Here is a 19,080-nt window from a genome sequence, read left to right on the forward strand (position 1 = left end):
TGTGACACTGGGCCGTCCGACGACAGGTAGAGGGTGTGAACCGCGACGACGCCGCCGAGCAGCGCTTCCGCGCCCTGCACGCGGCCACCTACACCGATCTGCTGCGCTTCGTGAAGCGGCGGATCCCGGACGACGACGCCGACGACGTCGTGTCGGCCGCCTTCCTCATCGCGTGGCGGCGCCTCGGCGAACTGCCCGGCGACGCGAGGCCCTGGCTGTTCGGCATCGCCCGCAACATCCTGGCCAACCAGGCCCGCTCCCGGCTGCGCCGCGGCGCCGTCGACGTCCGCATGGTGGCCGACCTCAGCACCGTCGAGGCCGACCGGTCGCCCGGCGTCGAGACCCGCATCGACCTCGTACGCGCGTGGTGGCAGCTGAGCGCGGCCGACCGCGAGGTGCTGGCGCTGGTCGCCTTCGACGGCCTCACCGACGTCCAGGCGGCGGCCGTGCTGGGCTGCCGCCGCGCCACGTTCCGCATGCGCCTCAACCGAGCCCGGCACCGACTGCGCGCCGCTCTGGAGCCGGCCACCGAACCCACTTCCCCCCTGAAAACCTGGAGCGAAGCATGAGCAGGCCGAGCCTGAACGAGCTGGACCAATTGGCCGCCCTCGACCCGATGCGCGACTTCGAACCCACCCCGGAGCGCCGCGCCCGAGCCACCGCCGCCCTCGACGAGACAATGCGTCTTGTCCCGACGTCGCACGTCGAGCGGCGAAAGATAGCCTCCGCCGGCCTCCGCGAGAGGATGCGTCTCGTCTTCGCGGCCCGTCCCGCCGGTCTTCGCGAGACGGCCCGTCCCGCCGGTCCTCGCGAGACGGCACGGTTCGTCTCGGGTTCGGCGCGCCGGCCGGTCGGACGGCGGCTGGTGTTCAGCGGCGCGGCACTGGCTGTTGCGGCGACGGTCGCGGTGGCTGCCGTGCAGTTCGTGCCGGGCGAGGACGGCAACCGGGCGTACGCCTGGACGGCCACCCCGAAGGCCGTGCCCGACGCCGACGCCCTGGCCCAGGCGAGGCAGTGCGCGGCCGGCTGGAGCGACGGGCGGCCCGCGCCGACCGCGGCTGACATCGTGCTCTCCGAGCGGCGCGGCACCGCGACCTTGCTGCTGGTGAAGAACGGCGCGGAACTGACCAGCTGTTTCGTGCTCGACCCGGCCCAGGGTCCGGCCGGCGGCGACCTGCTCGACACGTCGGCCGAGCCTCCGGCCGCCGGTCGGGTGCTCAATGACTCGATGGGCGCGACCGAGGGCAGCCAGGGGTGGTACTCCAGCCTCATCGGGCGGGCCGGGGCCGGCGTCGAGAAGGTCGAGATCGAGCTGCCGGACGGCACGAAGGTGCGCGCGAGCCTGAAGAACGGCTGGTGGGCGGCTTGGTGGCCGGGAGCCGAGGGAGGTAAGGCCGACGGCGTCAAGATCGTCGTGGACGCCGACGGCAAGACCCGCAGCTTCAAGCCGTCCGAAATCTTCGCGACCCAGCACCCCTGACCGGACCCGCGACGCGGCTCACCGGCCGGCGCAGACCAGCGCGCTGCCCATCGGCGCGGCCTTGCTCAGCGGCGTGGGTCGCGGCGCGGCTCTGGTCAGCGGCGCGGCTCAGATCGGCGTCGCGGCGAGGCCATCGGCGCGGCTCTGGTCAGCGGCGCGGCACCTATCAAAGCCGCGGCTCGAAGAGTGCGGCGCGTGTCAGGTCAGCAGGGCGAGCAGCGTGCGGGCGCCGAAGCCGGTGGCGCCGTCGATGGAGGCGTTGCCGGACCAGGCGGGGCCGGTCATGTCGCAGTGGACCCAAGGGACGGTGCGGGGGACGAACTCGCCCAGGAACAGGGCGGCTGTGATCGCCCGGCCGGAATCGTGCAGGGGGTGGTTGCGTACGCCGGAAGCGGTCCTGACCTGGTTCAGGTAGCGCTCGTCGTAGGGCAGGCGCCACAGGGGCTCGCCGGAGCGGGCGCCCGCGGCCAGCAGGCGGGTGGCGGCCTCGTCGTCGCGGGCCAGGACGGCGGCTATCTCGGGGCCCAGCGCGATCTCGGCCTGGTAGGTCAGGGTGGCCAGGTCGATCAGCAGGCCCGGCTCGGAATCGGCGGCCAGGGCCAGGGCGTCGGCCAGGATGACGCGGCCCTCGAAGTCGGTGTCCAGGATCTGGATCTCGGTGCCGTTCCAGGCGGTGACCACGTCGCCGGGGCGGGCGGCGCCGGGACCGGGCAGATTCTCGGCGAAGGGCAGCACCGCGCGTACGGGCACCGTGCAGCCCGCGCGGCGCAGGCCGGCCATCACCGCCAGCACCGTGGCCGCGCCGGCCACGTCCAGCCGCATGCTCTGCATCGCCGCGGGCGACTTGAGCGACAGGCCGCCGCTGTCGAAGGTGATCCCCTTGCCCACCAGCGCGACCTCCGGACCACCAGCTTCCGGCAGGTGGTCCAACGTGACCAGGTACGGGCCGTCCGAGGACCCGCCGCCGATCGCCGCGAGCGCGCCGAAGCCCTGCGCCCGCACCTCGTCCGGCCCGAGCACCGTGCAACTCAGTCCCGCGTTGTCCGCGATCCGGGTGGCCCAGGCGGCCGCCGCGCTCGGGGTGAGCAGGTTGGCCGGCGCGCTCACCAGCAGGCGGGCCAACCGGGCGACGTCCGCCGCCAACTGACCGCGTACGGCGGAAGGCAGTTGACTTTCGTCGACGAGCAGGGTGACCTCGTTGCCGGGCGGGGCGGCGGTGATCAGCCCGTCGATGATCGGCTCGATCAGCGCGGGCGGCGCCGAGACCGCGACCGGACCGCCGCTCAGCCGAGCCCCGGCGGCAATGGCGACCCGGCGGGCCGTCTCGACGGTCGGGGCGTCGCCCAGTTCGACCAGAAGCGTGTCGCCGTCCACCGCTGTGCCGTCGGCCACCGACCAGCCGCTCACGGGCGCCGAGGGGACGAACTCGATGCGGCGGTCCGCTTTTCCGGCATCGACAATCACCGGTCCCGTTCCGGTCACCACGGCGTCGGCGGCGGCCGCGATCTCGGCCGCCCGGTCCCGCTTGTCGCTGCTGGTCACAGAGCCTCCCAGGGGGTCACCGGTGTCCGGCCATCCTCCCGGAGGCGCCGGGAAGCCGATCGTGCGCGCCGCACCTGCGGCCGCCCGGGCGCTATGCCGTCCGCACACTCCCCGCCCACCGCCGCCCCCTAACTTGCGCCTTACCTGACCGGCCTGCACGCGAGGGAGATCACATGGGGCGGTATCGAGTCGCGATGGACATCGGTGGCACGTTCACCGATGTCGTGACGTACGACCAGCGGAGCGGGGCGTTCGCGGCGACCAAGGCCTCGACCACGCCCGGCGATCTCAGCGAGGGCGTGCTGGCCGGCCTGGACGCGGTGGTCGACGAGCCGGCCGGCATCGACTTCCTCGTGCACGGCACCACGCAGGGGCTCAACGCTTTCCTCGAGCGTCGCGGCGTGCCTGTGCTGCTGCTGGGCACGGCCGGGCTCGAGGACACGTACCACATCGCCCGCGGACCCCGGACCCGGCTGTACGACCTGCACTACCGCAAGCCGACGCCGCTGGTGCCCCGGCGCGACGTGCTCGGCATCGGCGGCCGGATCGCCGCCGACGGCTCCGAGCTCACGCCGCTCGACGAGGACGCCGTACGCGCCGCCGCTCGCACGGCCCGCGCCGGCGGACACGGCGCGATCGCGGTGGCCTTCCTGTTCAGCTACAAGAACCCGGCCCACGAGCTGCGGGCCCGCGAGATCCTGCAGGAGGAGCTGGGCGACGACGTCACGGTGTCGGTCTCGCACGAGGCGGCCAAGGAGTGGCGCGAGTACGAGCGCACCTCGTCAGCTGTCGTCGAGGCGTACACCGGGCCGATCGTCCGCAATTATCTGCTCGACCTGGAGGGCCGCCTCGACGACCGGGGGCTGCGCGTGCCGCTGCACGTCATGCAGTCGTCCGGCGGCATCCTGACCGCGGAGTCGGCCCGCCGCCGCCCGCTGCAGACGCTTCTGTCGGGCCCGGTCGGCGGCGCGATCGCCTGCGCCGAGCTGTCCCGGCAGACCGGCCGCCCGCACCTGATCGGCGTCGACATGGGCGGCACCAGCTTCGACGTGTCGCTGATCGTCGACGGCGAGCCCGACGTGTCGGCCGAGGCCCAGCTCGAGGGTCTGCCGATGCTGATGAGCGTGGTCAACATCCACACCGTGGGGGCCGGCGGCGGCTCGGTGGCCTGGGCCGAGGCCGGCGGCCTGCGGGTGGGTCCGCGCTCGGCCGGCGCCCGGCCCGGTCCGGCCTGCTACAACCGCGGCGGGACGGAACCCACGGTGACCGACGCCAACCTGGTGCTGGGCCGCATCGACCCGGACGGCTTCGCCGGTGGGCAGATGACGCTCGACGTCGGCGCGGCCGAGAAGGCGGTCGACGGGCTGGCCGAGGTGTTCGGCATGACCACCACGTCGATGGCCGAGGGCATCTGCGACGTCGCCAACTCCAAGATGGCGCAGGCGATCCGCACCATCACGGTGTCGCGGGGCATCGAGCCGCGCGACTCGGCCCTTGTGGCGTTCGGCGGGGCGGGCCCTATGCACGCGGTGTTCCTGGCTCGCGAGCTGGGCATCGCCGAGACCGTGGTGCCGCGGTTCCCGGGCGCGTTCTCGGCCTGGGGCATGCTGCAGACCCAGATCCGGCAGGACTACACCGAGCCGTACTTCTTCCTCGACCAGGACCTGGACCCGGCCGACATGGCCGCGCAGCTGGCCCGCCTGGAGAAGGACGGGCTGGACGGGCTCGGCCACGAGGGGGTGGCGGGGGACGCGCGGCACGCCTCGCACGCGGTCGACATCCGCTACGCGGCCCAGGAGTACACGCTGACCGTGCCGCTGACCGGCGCCGACGAGCCGCTGGGGGAGACGTTCCTGGCCGATGTGGCGCAGCGGTTCGCCGACCTGCACAAATCCCGGTACGGGCACGCCAACCTGGGGGCGCCGATCGAGTTCGTGGCTCTGCGCACCGCGGCCTTCGGTGATCTGGGCCGGCCGTCACCGCAGCAGTGGCCTCGCATGGAGAAATCGGACTTCGATCACGAGGTGCGGTCCGTGATCTTCGACGGTTCGCCGCAGCAGACCATCGTCGTACGCCGGGACGACCTGTTCGTCGGCCACACCTTCGCCGGACCGGCCGTCGTCATCGAGGACACCGCGACCACCGTCGTGCCGCCCGGCTACACGGTGCGCGTCGACGAGATCGGCTCGCTGGTCATCCGCATCGTCAGTGAAGGGGACACCCTGTGATCGACCCGGTAACCGTCGAGATCATCCGCAACGCGCTCAACGCCGCTGCGGACGACATGAACGCCACGCTGATCCGCTCGGCCTACACCCCGATCATCTACGAGTGCGGCGACTGCGTGGTCGCCCTGCTCGACGCCGACCACCAGGTGCTGGGCCAGTCGGCCGGCCTGCCGATCTTCCTGGGCAACCTGGAGACGTGCACGCTGGCCACCGAGGAGCGGTTCGGCCGTGAGGTGTGGCAGCCGGGCGACGTGTGGATCCTCAACGACAGCTACCTGGGCGGCACCCACCTCAACGACGTCACCATCTTCGGCCCGGTCTTCGTCGACGAGACGCTGGTCGGGTTCACCGCCTCGCGGGCGCACTGGATCGACGTGGGCTCGAAGGACCCGGGCGGCTCGATGGACTCGGTCAACATCTTCCAGGAAGGCCTGCGCCTCGGGCCGCAGAAGCTGGTCTCGGGCGGCGTCGAGGAGCGCTCGGTCACCGACACGATCGCGACGAACGTACGGTTCCCGTACCCGACCACCGGCGACATGCACGCGATGATGGCGTGCATCCAGATGGGCGAACGGCGACTGCAAGAGATCGTACGGCGTTTCGGGCTGAGCACTCTGGAGCAGGCGCGCGACGAGATCTTCCACCAGACCGAACTGCTGGAGCGCGCGGTCATCGCGAAGATCCCGGACGGCGTCTACAGCGCCGAGGGTGTGCTCGACAACGACGGCGTCGACCTCGACACCCCGGTGCCGATCCGGCTGCGGATCACGGTGTCCGGCGAGGAGATCGACTTCGACGTGACCGAGTCGGCCGACCAGACGGTGGGCCCGGTCAACTGCGGCGTCTCGCAGGCCGTGTCGGCGCTCCGGGTCGGCTACAAGCTGCTGGTCAGCCCCGACCTGCCGGGCAACGGCGGCTCGTTCCGCTCGATGACCACCCAGGTGCGCGAGGGCTCGGTGCTCGGCGCGAGGTCGCCGGCCGCCTGCCAGTGGTACTTCTCGCACCTCGGCCTGCTGATCGACATGGTGGCCCGGGCGCTCGCCCCGGCCCTGCCCGACCAGGTGGCCGGGGCCAGCCACGGCGACTCCATGATCATCCTGTCCGCCGGCACCGACCCGCGGGTCAAGCGCGAGTTCGTCAGCCTCGAGGCCACCGTGGGCGGCTGGGGCGGCTGGAACGGCTCGGACGGTGAGAGCGCGCTGATCAACAACGTGAACGGGTCGCTCAAGGACATCCCGATCGAGGTGCACGAGACCCGCTACCCGTGGCGGATCAACGAGTACCGGATCCGGCCCGACTCCGGCGGCTCGGGCAAGTGGCGCGGCGGCAACGGCGTGATCCGCGAGTACGAGGCGCAGACCGACCTGACCGTGTCGCTGTGGTTCGAGCGCTCGCGGCAGCCGGCCTGGGGGTTGTTCGGCGGCGAGGACGCGGTCGGCCCCGAGGTGATCATCAATCCGGGCCGCGAGGACGAGCGGCGGATCCTGAAGATCAACGGGATGCCGCTGAAGAAGGGCGACGTGGTGCGCTGCGCGACCGGCGGCGGTGGCGGCTACGGCGACCCGACCGAGCGCGCGGCCGACGACGTGCGGGCCGACGTGCTCGACCGCAACATCACGGCCGAGGCGGCCCGCAACCGCTACGGCATCGGCGCCTGAGGCGGTTCGGTGAAAGCTGGGCCCGGGGCAGCGTCGCCCCGGGCCCGGCCGCCATTTACTGAATTCTGATGCTGCTGACCCGCTCGAACCAGATGCCCATGTTCGGAACCTGCTGATGCAGACCGAGATTGATCGTGAACTTGCCGGCGCCGTCGTCGCAATTCTCCCAGTCGTACACGGTCAACCTTTTGCCTGTGCCGGCGGCGTTGTCCGCGAAACTGGTCGCTGAATTGTTCACAGTGGTTCCGTTGTTGAACGTGCTGCCCGACAGATTCCAGCAGGTGCCGGTGGGCCAGTTATTGACATTCGTCTGCCATTTGCCGTGTTCCCAGCCCACCCAGTCGTACAGGCAGAGGATTCCGCTCAAGCAGTCGAGGTCGACCGCGGCCTGGGCCGTGCCCGCATCCAGCGAGCCGGTCAAGCCCGTCTTGAACTTCATGCTGCGGACCTCGTGGTACCAGCCGATGTCGTTCAGATTGAGCGCCCGGTAGTGACCGGAGTCGAGTTCCGTCTCGTTCCACTGCTCGGTGTTGGAGCCGGTGCAATTGGAATTCGAGTACAGAACGATGTTGTTGATCGAGTCGTCGCTGTTGGTGTTGTTGATGAGGCTCGCCGACGTCCCGGCGACGACATCGCCGTCGGTGTACCGGCTGCCGTTCAGATTCACGCACTTGTCCTCGAGGATGCCGTCGTTCTCGATCTGCCAACGACCACCCCCCTGGTCGACCCAGTGGTAGAGACAGAAGAAGTTGTTCGGGCAGGCCGTTGCGGCCTGGGCCGGATTGGCGCCGGATACGGTGCCCAGCAACACCAGGGCAACGACGGCAAGAGCGCTGAAAATTTGCCTGAATCGGTGCGGCATTCCGCCCTCGTTTCGGTAGCAGCACAAGATCAGGGATCCCGCGATCACGCTAATCGATGATCCACGATGGAGCAATGATCGTGCGCCGAACCGGCGAACAGGCATTTACGGTGATCTCCGCCTTTACTCCGCAGGGGTTCCGAAGGCGCGGAGCGACACCTCCTGCCACTCGCGCCAGGTCTGCAAGCGGGACTCGTAGATGGCTTCGACCTCGGGCAAGACGTCGCCCAGGATGAGGCGGCGGGGCGGGTTCGGGTGGTCGACGAGAGTGAGGATCGCGGGGACAGTGGCGTCGGGGTCGCCGATGCGGAACTCCGGCGATTTCGTCGCGCGCGTGCCGTCGTACGCGGGAAGCTCTTGACTTGATTTGAGGCCCCGCGCGGCGAAATCGGTGGCGAACGGGCCGGGCTCGACGCAGGTGACGCGGATGCCGAAGTCCTCGACCTCTTGCGCCAGCGCCTCGGTCAGGCCCTCGACCGCCCACTTCGAGGCGTGGTAGGCGCCGAAGCCGGGGTACGCGCGGACGCCGCCCTCGCTGGTCACCTGCAGCAGATGCCCGGCGCCCTGGCGGCGCAGGACCGGCAGCACGGCTTGGGTGACCCAGACGGCGCCGAAGAAGTTGGTCTCGAGCTGCTCGCGCAGCTCACGCTCGGTCACCTCCTCGACCATGCCGACGTGGCCGTAGCCGGCGTTGTTGACCACGACGTCGAGGCGGCCGAAGCGTTGCGCCGCGCGCTCGACCGCCTCGAACACGGCCTCGCGGTCGGTGACGTCCAGCTCGAGCGGCAGCACCGTCTCGGGGAAGCGCTCGACCAGGTCGTCCAGCTTCTTGGTGGTACGGGCGGTGGCGACCACGCGGTCGCCGCGCTTCAGAGCGGCCTCGGCCCACAGGCGCCCGAAGCCGCTCGACGAACCGGTGACGAACCAGATTTTGCTCATGCCATCGAGTCTGGCCGCGATCCCGGTATGCCACCAGCGAATGATCGTAAAGTCAGGTATTCCTTGATGGCATGGATGTTCATCCGCAACTGCTGCGCGCACTGCGCGCTGTGCTCGAGACCGGCTCGCTGACCGCCGCGTCCGAACGGCTCGGCTTCACGCAGTCGGCGCTCTCCAAGCAGATCGGCACGCTGGAAGCCGCCGCGGGTGTGCAGTTGCTGCGGCGGGGGCCGCGCGGGGTCGAACCGACCGAGGCCGGCCACCGGCTGGCGGCGCGGGCGGCGTCGATCCTCGACCAGTACGACGCGGCGCAGCGCGAACTGGACGACCTGGCGGCGCCGCTGGGCGGGCGGGTGGCGCTCGGCGGCTTCCCGACCACGGCCATGCGACTCGTGCCGCGGGCGATCGCCCGGGTCCGAGCCGAGCACCCGTCGGTGGCGATCGACTTCCAGGAATCGTCGACGCCCGTGCAGATCCGGCGGTTGCGGGCCGGGCGGCTCGATCTGGCGTTGCTGTCGTCCGGTGAAGGGCTGCCGGAATGGGATCTGACCGGCGTCGAGGTGGAGCCGTTGCCGTCCGGGCCGCTGCTGCTCGCGGTCGCGCGGCAGCATCGGCTCGCACGCGCTTCCGAGCCGGTGCCGGTGACCGAGTTGGCCGGCGAGGACTGGATCGCGGGGCGCGGCGCGCGCGGGGAGCCGCAGTTCGGGGCGTGGCCGACCTTGGCGCGGCCGCGGGTGGTGGCCGAGCTGGCCGACTGGTCGACCCGGCTCGGGTTCGTGGCCGCCGGGATCGGGGTGACGACGGTGCCGGCACTCGCCGCGGGTGCGCTGCCCGAAGGCGTCGTCAGCCTCGAGGTCGACGATCCGGAGTGGACGGGGCGCCGGTTGCTGCTCGCCCGGATCGGCGCGCTGGGCGGGCCCGCGAACGCCGTACGCGCGGCCTTGGCCAAGGAGGCGCGAGCCGTCGCCGAACGGGGCAGCGGACCGCGATAGGAATCGATACCTTTGGATTCATGAGAGCACTCGTCGCCGCCACCGTCCTGCTTCTCACCACGGGGAGCCCCGCCTACGCTCAGGAGCAACGCGCCGCCGAGCCGTGCTCCGGCCAGATCCACCCCAACCCTGGATTCGAGCGCGGCACCACGGGCTGGACGGCCGGCCCCCGCATCGTCGTGCTCGGCGACGCCCACAACGGCCGCGCCTACGCCAGCCTGGCCGGGCTCGACGTCACCCACACCGACTCGCTGCGCACCACCGTGACGGTGCCCGCGAACTGCAATCTGACGGTCAAATTCTGGGTACGCACCACAGCCACCGACACGAGCGTCACCGACTCGATGAACGTGAGCTTCGTGGTGACCGGGGTGCCGCCCAAGACCTACTTCGCGCTGCGCTCCGACGGCTCGCCCGACTGGTACCAGTACAGCGGTTCGACCGGAACCGCAGCCACCGAACGATCCGCCACCGTCATCTTCTACGCCAGCGAAACCGCCGGTAACGGCGTGGCCGCCTTCGACGTCGACGACGTCCGTTTCACGCTGAGCTGACTACCCGGCAAGACGCAGCTCGGCGAGGCGGAGCCCTTCCCAGAACAGGGCGCTCAGCGTCGTGGCGGCGACCGTCGCGCCGAGCAGAACGGGCCAGGCCCGCCACAGGCGGTGGACGGTGGCGAGCCAGGCCAGCACGACGAGTGGCAGGACGGCTCCAGGTAGCCAAGGGGTCGGGAAATGCTGCCAGGCCTGGCCTGACAGCAACCCGCAGGCGGCCCCCGCGGCCAGCGCGGCGGTCGGCGTCCGCGCCGTGCGGGTCAGATGGCCCAGCAGCCCGAACGACGGTCCGGCGACGGCCGACACCACCAGCCAGGCCGCGGTCATGAGCGCCACCGACCGCAGTCCGTGCCAGTCCGCCGGGGACCCGTCGAAGAGCATGCCGCCACTCCAGCGCCGGCTGAGCACGAGGATCAACAGGTAGTAGACGAGGGTGGCCGACGTCAGCAGCACGGTCGCGTCCACCACCGCCCCGCGGCGGTCGGCGGCCGTCCGCCCCATCAGCAACGCCGCCGTCCCCCAGGCGAAACCGCTGCTGACCAGAGTGATCACGACCTGCCCGGCCATGCCCTCCACGCTGTCGGCCGCGAACGCCAGCAAGCCGAGCGCCACCGCGGCCCCTACTACCTTTCGGGCCGGACGCTCCACAACGGCATTAACCACGCTCGACCTCCCCGGGGCCGGTCACGCTACCAGCGAGGTGGTTGTTGGTGGCGACGACGTCCGGCCGGCCGGCCGTCAGAGGTTCGCTACCGCAGCCTCGATCTTCTTCGCCAGTGACGGTTTGACATTGCCGCTGACCCGCACGAGCCCGGTCCCGTCGGCAGTGCGGTAATGCCACTCGGTGCCCAGGATCGGGCTCTCCGCCTGCAGGCCCTTGATGTAATCGCTGCGTCGCTGGGCCAGGTCCGCGGTGTCGAAGACCTCGACGACCAGGCCCCGGTCGACCGAGTACTTCTCGCCGGCCTTGTCGCCGCCAGGCAGCTCGGCCGAGGCGCGCGTGGCGTAACCGTTGGGCCGGCCGAGCAGGTTGTTGGGATCGGTGTCCTCCGTTTGAGCGACGCCATGGGTGAGCCCGAGCTTGGCCGTCTGCAATTTCTTGACGATCGCCTCGGCCGTCAGCGGCTTGCGCGCGACCGCCGGCGGGGCGGTCGTCTGCACCGCTTCCTGGTGAGTCGCCGGCGTGGCCGGCGCCTGCGGCGTCGTGGTCGAGTCGCCGCCACAGCCGGCGGCCGAGCCGATGAGGGCCGCGGTGACAACAAGCAGAACGGTTTTGCGCATGCGGGCAGGCTAATGGTCGGTAAGGCAGCCGATCACCCGAGCGCCGGTCGACCGATAAGGCGATATTGATGGGGGCGCAAAGCGCTCGACCGGGCATTTGTCATCTCGCTTCAGTCCGAATCGAAAGCGGGCCGAAGTCGCTGCGACAGCCGAAGGCGAGAGCGAGGTCACTCCGATCACGCGAATCCGTCCGCGCCGGGTTTCCGCGATGGCGGCAACGGGTCCGCCGGGAGGGTGACGTCTGGGTTATATCGGGTCGGGCGGCTGCCCGCGATGGTTAGCGTCGAGTCCGGGGAAAGTGCCGGCGCGGCCGGACGTTCCCATTCGCTATCTAGGAGCTTTGAGTTGACCGCCACCCTCAGGTCCGTGGACATGCCGGACGGCACGACCGCCCACGATGAAACGCTCGACCGCTGGTACGTCAAGAAGCCGGCCGGGCTCTTCCCGTGGCGGGCGCCCAACGGCGAGAAGCTGACCGACTTCGAGGTCGACAACTTCCTGCGCACCGGGCGGATCAGCGTCACGCTGCCGTTCTAGCGCCGGGGTCGCGCAGGGTCCGGAACATCAGCCAGCTCACGGCCGGCATGAGGATCAGCGGCGTGAGCGCGGTGCGCAGCGAGGTCGCGTCGGCCAGGGCGCCGATGGCCGGGCCGGCCAGGCCGCCGATGCTGACGGTCAGGCCCAGGGTGATGCCGCTCGCGGTGCCGACCCGGCTGGGCAGAAAGTCCTGGCCGAGGGTGATCTGCAGCGAGAACGGGACGTAGAGGCCGGCCGAGGTCAGCGCCACGAACAGGTAGAGGGCCGGGCCGGGCGCCCAGACGACGCCGGCCACGGCGAGGACGGCCATCGCGTACGCCCAGCGGGACACCGCGACGCGGCCCCACCGGTCGGCGGCCGAGCCGCCCAGCAGGGAGCCGCCGACGCCGCCGAGGTAGAGCACGAACAGGGCGGCGGTTCCCGCGGCGGGGCTGCCGTCGAGGCGCTGCTGGGCGTACAGGGCGATGAAGGTGCTGAGCCCGACGAAGGTGATCGACCGGAACACCACCGCGACGGTCAGCCGCAGGAACGAGGGGATGTCGTCGCGTCCGGCCGTCGAGGTCTTCGCAGTAGAACCCTTAGGACGCAGAGCGTGCAGCACGGGCAGTGCCGCGGCGGCGCCGGCCAGCGCCGGGATCAGGAGCAGCGGGGTCCGGTTCAGTCCACTGAGGGCGGCGACCAGCAAGGGCGCCAGCGCGAACCCGATGTTGCCGCCGGTCGAGAACCAGGCCATGGCGGTGTGGCTGCCGGCGCTGGCTTCGCGGGCGAGCCGCGCCGACTCGGGGTGGTAGGCGGCCACGCCGATCCCGGCCAGCGCCACGAAAACCAGGGTGAGGGCGTAGTGGCCGCTCAGCCCGCTCAGCGCGATGCCGGCCCCGCTCAGCAGCGTGCTGACCGGCAGCAGCCACGGCATCGCGAAGCGGTCGGTGAGGACGCCGAACAATGGCTGCGCGACCGACGACAGCAGCGACGCGGCCAGCACGATGCCGGATGCGGCGGCGTACGTGTAGGCGCGCTCGGCCACGAACAGCGGCACCAGCGCCGCGACCGCGCCCTGGTAGACGTCGACGCAGGCGTGGCCGGCCGAGAGCAGCGCGATGGAGGTCTTCTTGCGCACAGCCCGATCGTCGCGGGCGTGGCCCCTGTCCGGCTTCCGATAACGTGACAGACGATGCCGGAAATCCGCCACGTGACGGTGGCCCCGACCCGCAGCCAGTGGCTGGCCTCCGGGGCCGGGATCGACGCGCATCGGCACGACGACCACCAGATCGTCTACGCGGCCCGGGGCGTGCTGAGCGTGACGACCGAGGCGGGGTCGTGGGTCACGCCGGGCACCCGGGCGATCTGGGTCCCGGCCGGCACGGTTCACGCCCACCGCGCGTACGGCGAACTCGAACTTCACCTGGTGGGGCTGCCGGCCACCAGCAACCCGCTCGGCCTCGGCGCCCCGACCGTGCTGCTGGTGCCGCCGCTGCTGCGCGAGCTGATCATCGAATACACCCGCGAGCCCGGGACGGAGAGCCCGGAGCGCGACCGTTTGCGGGCCGTGCTGCTCGACCAGGTGCGGGCCTCTCCGCAGCAGCCGTTGCACGTGCCGGCGCCCGCCGATCCTCTGCTACGGGCGGTGTGCGCCCTGGTGCAGGCCGACCCGGGCGCCAACCGTACGCTGGCCGACCTCGGCCGCGAGGTCGGCGCCAGCGATCGCACCCTGTCCCGGCTGTTCCGCCGCGATCTGGGCCTGAGCTATCCGCAGTGGCGCACCCAGGTGCGGCTGCACCAGGCGCTGATCCTGCTGGCCGGGCGGACGCCGGTGACCGCGGTGGCCCACCGGTGCGGCTGGTCGTCGGCCAGCGCGTTCATCGACGTCTTCCGCCGCACCTTCGGCCACACTCCCGGCGCCCACCCCAGGAACTAGGCGAGCGAACCCCAGGCGGCGGATTCGCCGGCCGGGGAGTGGTGCTGCGGGACGTTCCACGGGTTGTCGTCGCGCAGCGGGAGGGGCAGCAGGAACTGCGGGCAGTCCTGATAGACCACCGGGCGCAGGAAGCGGCCGATCGAGGCCGTGCCGACCGAGGTGGTGGTCGGGTTGGTGGTGGCCGGGAACGGGCCGCCGTGCTGCATGGCCGGGGTCACGGCCACGCCGGTGGGCCAGCCGTTGAACAGCACCCGGCCGGACAGCGCCTGCAGGTCGGTGACCAACTCGTGCAGCCAGGGGGAGTCCTCGGCCGAGCCGATGTGCAGGCCGGCCGTCAGCGAGCCCTCGATCAGGTCGATCAGCGCCGCGCCCAGGGGCTCGCCGGGGGTGTAGCGCACGACGATCGACAGGGGGCCGAACGCCTCCTGCAGCAGGGTGTCGCGGTGCTTGAGCAGGGTGGCCAGGTCGGTCTCGACGAGGGTGGGCGTCACACCGTCGTCGGTCACCGCGCCCTCGACCGTGACTGTCACGCCGGCCGTCTGCAGGATCTCGGTGCGGCGGTGGGTGTAGCCGTCGACGATTCCCGGGTGCAGCAACGGGTGCGGGGCCACCGACTGGAACGCCTCCGCGGCCGAGGACGCGAACTCGTCGGGGACGAACAGCAGGCCCGGCTTGGTGCACAGCTGGCCGGCCGAACCGGAGACGCTGGCCGCGAAGCCTTCCGCGATTCCGGCGGCCCGCTCGGCCAGCGCGGCCGGGGTGACCACGACCGGGTTCAGGCTGCCCAGCTCGCCGTAGAACGGGATGGGGCGCGGCCGGGCGGCGGCGATCTCGGCCAGGGCCCGGCCGCCGGCCAGCGAGCCGGTGAAGCTGGCGGCGGCGATGCGCTCGTCGCGCAGCGCGGCCACCCCCTCGTCCTGGCCGTGGATGACGGTCAGCGCGCCCGCCGGCAGCGCGGCGCCGACGATCTGCGCCGTGCGGTCGGAGAGGCGCGGGTGACCGGGGTGCGCCTTGACCACGACCGGGCAGCCGGCGGCCAGGGCCGAGGCGGTGTCGCCGCCGGCCACCGAGAAGGCGAACGGGAAGTTGCTGGCCGCGAAGTTGAGCACCGGGCCCAGCGGAACCAGGTAGCGGCGCAGGTCGGGCCGGGGGCCGAGCACGAATTCGGGATCGGGGGCGTCCAGGCGTACGTCAAGGAACTCGCCCGCCGCCGCGACGTCGGCGAACAGCTTGAGTTGCACCGCCGTCCGCTTGATTTCGCCGCGCAGGCGAGGCTCGGCCAGACCGGTCTCCTCCATGGCCAGCGGGACGAGTTCGTCGGCGGCGGCCAGCAGCGCGTCGGCGGCGGCGACCAAAGCCTCGGCCCGCTGGCGGGGAGCCATCTCGGCCAGGACGGGAGCGGCCGCAGTGGCGGCGGCGAGTTCAGATTCCATGCGAGAACACCTCAGAAAGCGAAGCCGGTCGGGTACGGGTCGGACGGGTCGAGCAGATACTGCCCGAGGCCGGTCACCCAGGCCCGGCCGGTGATGGTGGGAACGACGGCGGGACGCCCGGCCACTGTCGTCTCCCCGATGAGGCGGCCGGTGAAACGGCTGCCGATGAACGACTCGTTGACGAAGTCGGCGCCGACGGCCAGTTCGCCGCGGGCCCACAGCTCGGCCATGCGGGCCGACGTGCCGGTGCCGCAGGGGGAACGGTCGAACCAGCCGGGGTAGATGGCCATGGCGTGGCGGGAGAGCCGGGCGTCGGAGCCGGGCGCGATGAACTCGACGTGGTGGCAGTGGTCGACGCCGTCGATGAGCGGGTGCTTGGGCGGGTCCTGCGTGTTGATGGCGTCCATGATGGCCAGCCCGGCGTCGAGGATGTCGCGTTGCCGCGCCCGGTCGAACGGCAGCCCGACCGCCTCGAGGTCGACCATGGCGTAGAAGTTGCCGCCGAAAGCCAGGCTGTACGGCACCGCGCCGAGGCCTGGCACCTCGATCGTGGCGTCGAGGCGTTCCGCGTACGCGGGAACGTTCTCCAACGTCACCGAGTCGGCATGCCCGTCCTTCACCTGAACCGTCGCCACGACGAGCCCGGCCGGGGTGTCCAGCCGGATGGTGGTGACGGGCTCGGTCACCGCCACCATGCCGGTCTCGACCAGTACGGTGGCCACCCCGATGGTGCCGTGCCCGCACATGGGCAGGCAGCCCGACACCTCGATGTAGACGACGCCGAAGTCCGCGTCGGGGCGGGTGGGCGGCTGCAGGATCGCGCCGCTCATCGCCGAGTGCCCGCGCGGCTCGTTCATCAGCAGCAGCCGGATGTCGTCCAGGTGCTCGATGAAGTGCAGGCGCCGCTCGTTCATGGTCGCCCCGGGGATGGTGCCGAGGCCCGCGGTGACGACCCGGGTCGGCATGCCCTCGGTGTGCGAGTCGACGGCGGTGAACATCCGCGAGGCGCGCACGTCAGCGTCCCAGCGCTTCGACGGCCCGCTTGGTCTCGGCCTCGACCTGGGCCCGGTGCTCGGGGGTGAGCGGGCCGCGCGGCGGGCGGCACGGGCCGCCGTACCGGCCGATGAGATCCATGCTGAGCTTGATGGCCTGCACGAACTCCGTCCGGGAATCCCAGCGGAACACCGCCACCAGGTGCTGGTACAGCTCGCGGGCGTCGGACACCTTCCCGGCCAGCATGAGGTCGTAGAGCCGCCGCGACTCGGCCGGGAAGACGTTGGGGAAGCCCGCGAACCAGCCCACCGCGCCGTCGACCATCAGCTCGAACAGCACGTCGTCGGCGCCCGCGATCACGTCGAGGTCGCACTTCTCGCGGATCTCGAACAGCCGCCGCACGTCCCCGCTGAACTCCTTGATCGCGACCACCTGGGGGATCTGCGCGATCTCGGCCACCAGCGACGGCACCAGGTCGACCTTGGTGTCGAACGGGTTGTTGTAGATCATGATGGGCAGCCCGGCCTCGGCGATCCGGGTGTAGTGCTCGACGACCTGGCTGTCGCTGGCCCGGTACATCGTCGGCGGCAGGGCGAGAACGCCGTCGGCGCCGTCCTCACCGGCGATCTCGGCCCAGTGCTTGGCCTGGTGCCAACCCGGCCCGTGCACGCCGGCGATGACCTTGCCGCGGCCGGCCACCGCCTCGACGGCCACCTGCACCACCCGGCGGCGCTCCTCGTCGGTCAGCGACGAGTACTCGCCGAGCGAGCCGTTCGGGCCGACGCCGTGGCAGCCGTTGCTCATCAGCCAGTCGACGTGCTCGGCGTACTTGTCGAAGTCGACGGCCAGCCCGGCCGGGGCGGACGGGTCTTCCTTGTACGGCAGGGCGGTGGCGACGACAACGCCGCGCAGGTCGGTGGTCACAGGGGCTCCTTCTCTTCGGCGGCGGCCAGCTCGCCCAGCCGGACGAACGCCGCGAGGGGGCGGCTCTCGGTTCGTCCGGGATCGAGCAGGCCGCCGGTGTGGCGGTGCAAGAGTTCTTCGACGGTGCGCCCGCAGACGCGGCCCTGGCAGACGCCCAGGCCGGCGCGGGTGCTGAGCTTGAGCGAGCGCAGGCCGCGCGAACCGGTGGCCTCGGCCCCGGCGCGCAGGTCGCCCGCGGTGACTTCCTCGCAGCGGCAGACGAGCGTGTCGTCGCCGAGCCAGCCGGTCCAGCCGGGCCGGATGCCGTGGGCGGCCTCGAGGCGGGTGGCGAAACGCTGATTTTCCGTACGCTGCCGGCGTTGCACTTCCGAGGCGGAGCCCCCGGCGGCGGCGAGCCCGGCCACGACACCCTCGGCCAGGGCCAGATCGGCGCCGCCGATGCCGGTGATCTCGCCGGCCGCGTAGACCCCCGGGACGGTGGTGCGTCCGTCGTGGTCGGTCACCACGGCGCCGTACGCGTCGAGCCCGCACCCGGCCGACACGGCCAGCTCGACCCGCGGCACGAAGCCGTGGCTGACACAGACGGCGTCGACCGCCACCTCTCGAGCGGTGCCGGAGATGGGCGCCCATCGGTCGTCGAGCCGCGCGACGGTGACCGAGGTGACGCGGTCGGTGCCGTGCGCGGCGACGACGGCGGTGGCCGCGCGGTAGGGGATGCGGTGGCGGGCCAGATCACGGAGGTAACCGGCCAGCTCGCCCGCCTTGTGCCGGGTGGCGAGCAGTTCGGCGGGGCGGCGGCTCCACGCCTTGGCCAGACGCGGCCAGCCGTTGGCCTCGAGCACGGCGACCACCCCGGCGCCCGTACGCAGAAGGCTCGAAGCCACCGGAAGCAGGAACGGACCGGCCCCGGCGACCAGCACCCGGCGCCCGACGGCGATGCGCTCGGCCTTGGCCAGGGCCTGAGCGGCGCCCGCGGTGAAGACGCCCGGCAGATCCCAGCCCGGGAAGGGCAGGGTCCGCTCGTACGCGCCGGTGGCCAGAACCAGAGCTTTCGGAGCGAAGGTCCTTCGTACGCGGTCACGCCCGTCCGCCGGCCCGACGAGCACATGCAGCGTGGGCGGGCGGTCGTCGTGGCGCTCGGCCAGCCAGACCTGCGCGTCGGTCAGCACCTCCTGGCCGCGCAGGGCGGTGAAGCGATCCCAGCCGTGGTGCAGAATCCGCTCGTCGGCGGCCGGCCGCTGAGCCGGAAGGTGCCGCCAGTACTGCCCGCCCGCGTCGCCCGCCGCGTCGAGCAGCACCACCTGAGCGCCGGCTTTCCGGGCGGCGTCGGCGGCGGCCAGCCCGGCCGGCCCGGCCCCGACGACAAGGACGTCAGGCGTCTCGACGGTCATGCCTGCTCCTCGGTCGAGATGGTGTCGCCGTCGGCCGCCCGGCGCTGGCAGGCGCGCACATCGGGCAGCCCGTTCACGGTGACCAGGCAGTCGTGGCAGACGCCGATGCCGCAGAAGACGCCGCGCGGCCGCCCGTGGCGGGTGGTGCGCCAGGTGAGCCGCCCGGCCCCCATCAGCACCCCGGCAACCGTCTGCCCGTCCACGCCCGGCACCGGCACCCCGTCGACAACCAGCGTGATCGACGCCGCCGGCCTCGGCCGCACCGGGTCGCGGTGCGGTTCCAGGCCAGCCGGTCCGGTCGTTGTCACGCCAGTAGTATGTCACACACTACAGCCGCTGACGAGAGCTCTT

19 protein-coding genes are annotated in these 19,080 nt (G+C 71.7%); 8 read left to right on the forward strand and 11 right to left on the reverse strand.

Annotated features, from left to right (window positions below; all coding sequences use genetic code 11):
- Positions 1-35: 35 nt before the first annotated feature.
- Positions 36-569: an RNA polymerase sigma factor gene (locus OWR29_RS13800; protein ID WP_267563145.1), complete on the forward strand. Its 534-nt coding sequence runs from the start codon at positions 36-38 to the stop codon at positions 567-569.
- On the forward strand, positions 566-1,480 hold the full coding sequence (locus OWR29_RS13805; protein WP_267563146.1) for a hypothetical protein: 915 nt from the start codon (positions 566-568) through the stop codon (positions 1,478-1,480). The genes OWR29_RS13800 and OWR29_RS13805 overlap by 4 nt, the downstream gene beginning before the upstream one ends.
- 198 nt (positions 1,481-1,678) lie before the next feature.
- Here the strand turns inward: OWR29_RS13805 and OWR29_RS13810 are convergent, their stop codons facing one another.
- Entirely contained in the window at positions 1,679-3,022 is a 1,344-nt protein-coding gene (locus tag OWR29_RS13810; RefSeq protein ID WP_267563147.1) for a M17 family metallopeptidase, read from the reverse strand.
- Between the two features lie 173 nt (positions 3,023-3,195).
- On the opposite strand from OWR29_RS13810, the gene OWR29_RS13815 reads away from it, so the two are divergent.
- Entirely contained in the window at positions 3,196-5,250 is a 2,055-nt protein-coding gene (locus OWR29_RS13815; RefSeq protein WP_267563148.1) for a hydantoinase/oxoprolinase family protein, read from the forward strand.
- A complete protein-coding gene (locus tag OWR29_RS13820; protein WP_267563149.1) occupies positions 5,247-6,908 on the forward strand; it encodes a hydantoinase B/oxoprolinase family protein in 1,662 nt (553 codons plus the stop codon). Before OWR29_RS13815 ends, OWR29_RS13820 begins: the two co-directional genes overlap by 4 nt.
- Positions 6,909-6,963: 55 nt before the next feature.
- On the opposite strand, the gene OWR29_RS13825 is transcribed toward OWR29_RS13820, so the two are convergent.
- Together OWR29_RS13825 and OWR29_RS13830 are read right to left on the reverse strand one after the other, a co-directional pair.
- Positions 6,964-7,770, reverse strand: a complete 807-nt coding sequence (locus tag OWR29_RS13825) for a peptidase inhibitor family I36 protein (protein WP_267563150.1) — start codon at positions 7,768-7,770, stop codon at positions 6,964-6,966.
- Between the two features lie 123 nt (positions 7,771-7,893).
- On the reverse strand, positions 7,894-8,709 hold the full coding sequence (locus OWR29_RS13830; RefSeq protein WP_267563151.1) for an SDR family NAD(P)-dependent oxidoreductase: 816 nt from the start codon (positions 8,707-8,709) through the stop codon (positions 7,894-7,896).
- A 71-nt stretch (positions 8,710-8,780) separates the two neighbouring features.
- Between OWR29_RS13830 and OWR29_RS13835 the strand changes: the two genes are divergently transcribed.
- Both OWR29_RS13835 and OWR29_RS13840 read left to right on the forward strand, forming a co-directional pair.
- A complete protein-coding gene (locus OWR29_RS13835; RefSeq protein WP_267563152.1) occupies positions 8,781-9,701 on the forward strand; it encodes a LysR family transcriptional regulator in 921 nt (306 codons plus the stop codon).
- A gap of 20 nt (positions 9,702-9,721) precedes the next feature.
- Positions 9,722-10,255: a hypothetical protein gene (locus tag OWR29_RS13840; RefSeq protein ID WP_267563153.1), complete on the forward strand. Its 534-nt coding sequence runs from the start codon at positions 9,722-9,724 to the stop codon at positions 10,253-10,255.
- Here the strand turns inward: OWR29_RS13840 and OWR29_RS13845 are convergent, their stop codons facing one another.
- Positions 10,256-10,867, reverse strand: coding sequence for a hypothetical protein (locus OWR29_RS13845; protein ID WP_267563154.1), 612 nt, complete (start codon positions 10,865-10,867; stop codon positions 10,256-10,258).
- 126 nt (positions 10,868-10,993) lie between these two features.
- Positions 10,994-11,536, reverse strand: coding sequence for a hypothetical protein (locus OWR29_RS13850; RefSeq protein ID WP_267563155.1), 543 nt, complete (start codon positions 11,534-11,536; stop codon positions 10,994-10,996).
- Between the two features lie 366 nt (positions 11,537-11,902).
- Here OWR29_RS13850 and OWR29_RS13855 point away from each other — a divergent pair, with 366 nt between their 5' ends.
- The gene (locus OWR29_RS13855) at positions 11,903-12,073 is read left to right on the forward strand and encodes a hypothetical protein (RefSeq protein WP_267563156.1); all 171 of its coding nucleotides are present in this window, start codon (positions 11,903-11,905) and stop codon (positions 12,071-12,073) included.
- Here the strand turns inward: OWR29_RS13855 and OWR29_RS13860 are convergent.
- Positions 12,057-13,190, reverse strand: coding sequence for an MFS transporter (locus OWR29_RS13860; protein ID WP_267563157.1), 1,134 nt, complete (start codon positions 13,188-13,190; stop codon positions 12,057-12,059). The two genes, OWR29_RS13855 and OWR29_RS13860, sit on opposite strands and share 17 nt — an antisense overlap.
- 54 nt (positions 13,191-13,244) lie before the next feature.
- Here OWR29_RS13860 and OWR29_RS13865 point away from each other — a divergent pair, with 54 nt between their 5' ends.
- Entirely contained in the window at positions 13,245-13,988 is a 744-nt protein-coding gene (locus tag OWR29_RS13865) for an AraC family transcriptional regulator (protein WP_267563158.1), read from the forward strand.
- On the opposite strand, the gene OWR29_RS13870 is transcribed toward OWR29_RS13865, so the two are convergent.
- Genes OWR29_RS13870 through OWR29_RS13890 form a run of 5 tightly spaced genes read right to left on the reverse strand, consistent with a single transcriptional unit; the run spans position 13,985 to position 19,037 of the window.
- The gene (locus OWR29_RS13870) at positions 13,985-15,421 is read right to left on the reverse strand and encodes an aldehyde dehydrogenase (NADP(+)) (protein WP_267563159.1); all 1,437 of its coding nucleotides are present in this window, start codon (positions 15,419-15,421) and stop codon (positions 13,985-13,987) included. The two genes, OWR29_RS13865 and OWR29_RS13870, sit on opposite strands and share 4 nt — an antisense overlap.
- Positions 15,422-15,432: 11 nt before the next feature.
- Positions 15,433-16,434, reverse strand: a complete 1,002-nt coding sequence (locus OWR29_RS13875) for a proline racemase family protein (RefSeq protein WP_267563160.1) — start codon at positions 16,432-16,434, stop codon at positions 15,433-15,435.
- Position 16,435: 1 nt separating this feature from the next.
- Positions 16,436-17,338: a dihydrodipicolinate synthase family protein gene (locus OWR29_RS13880; protein ID WP_267563161.1), complete on the reverse strand. Its 903-nt coding sequence runs from the start codon at positions 17,336-17,338 to the stop codon at positions 16,436-16,438.
- The gene (locus tag OWR29_RS13885) at positions 17,335-18,729 is read right to left on the reverse strand and encodes an NAD(P)/FAD-dependent oxidoreductase (RefSeq protein ID WP_267563162.1); all 1,395 of its coding nucleotides are present in this window, start codon (positions 18,727-18,729) and stop codon (positions 17,335-17,337) included. Before OWR29_RS13885 ends, OWR29_RS13880 begins: the two co-directional genes overlap by 4 nt.
- Positions 18,726-19,037 carry a (2Fe-2S)-binding protein gene (locus tag OWR29_RS13890; RefSeq protein ID WP_267563163.1) on the reverse strand — a complete coding sequence of 104 codons (312 nt, stop codon included), beginning with the start codon at positions 19,035-19,037 and terminating at the stop codon, positions 18,726-18,728. The genes OWR29_RS13885 and OWR29_RS13890 overlap by 4 nt, the downstream gene beginning before the upstream one ends.
- Positions 19,038-19,080: the final 43 nt, after the last annotated feature.

The sequence above is a fragment of the Paractinoplanes pyxinae genome, assembly GCF_026626335.1.
In the GTDB taxonomy this organism is placed as follows: domain Bacteria; phylum Actinomycetota; class Actinomycetes; order Mycobacteriales; family Micromonosporaceae; genus Actinoplanes; species Actinoplanes pyxinae.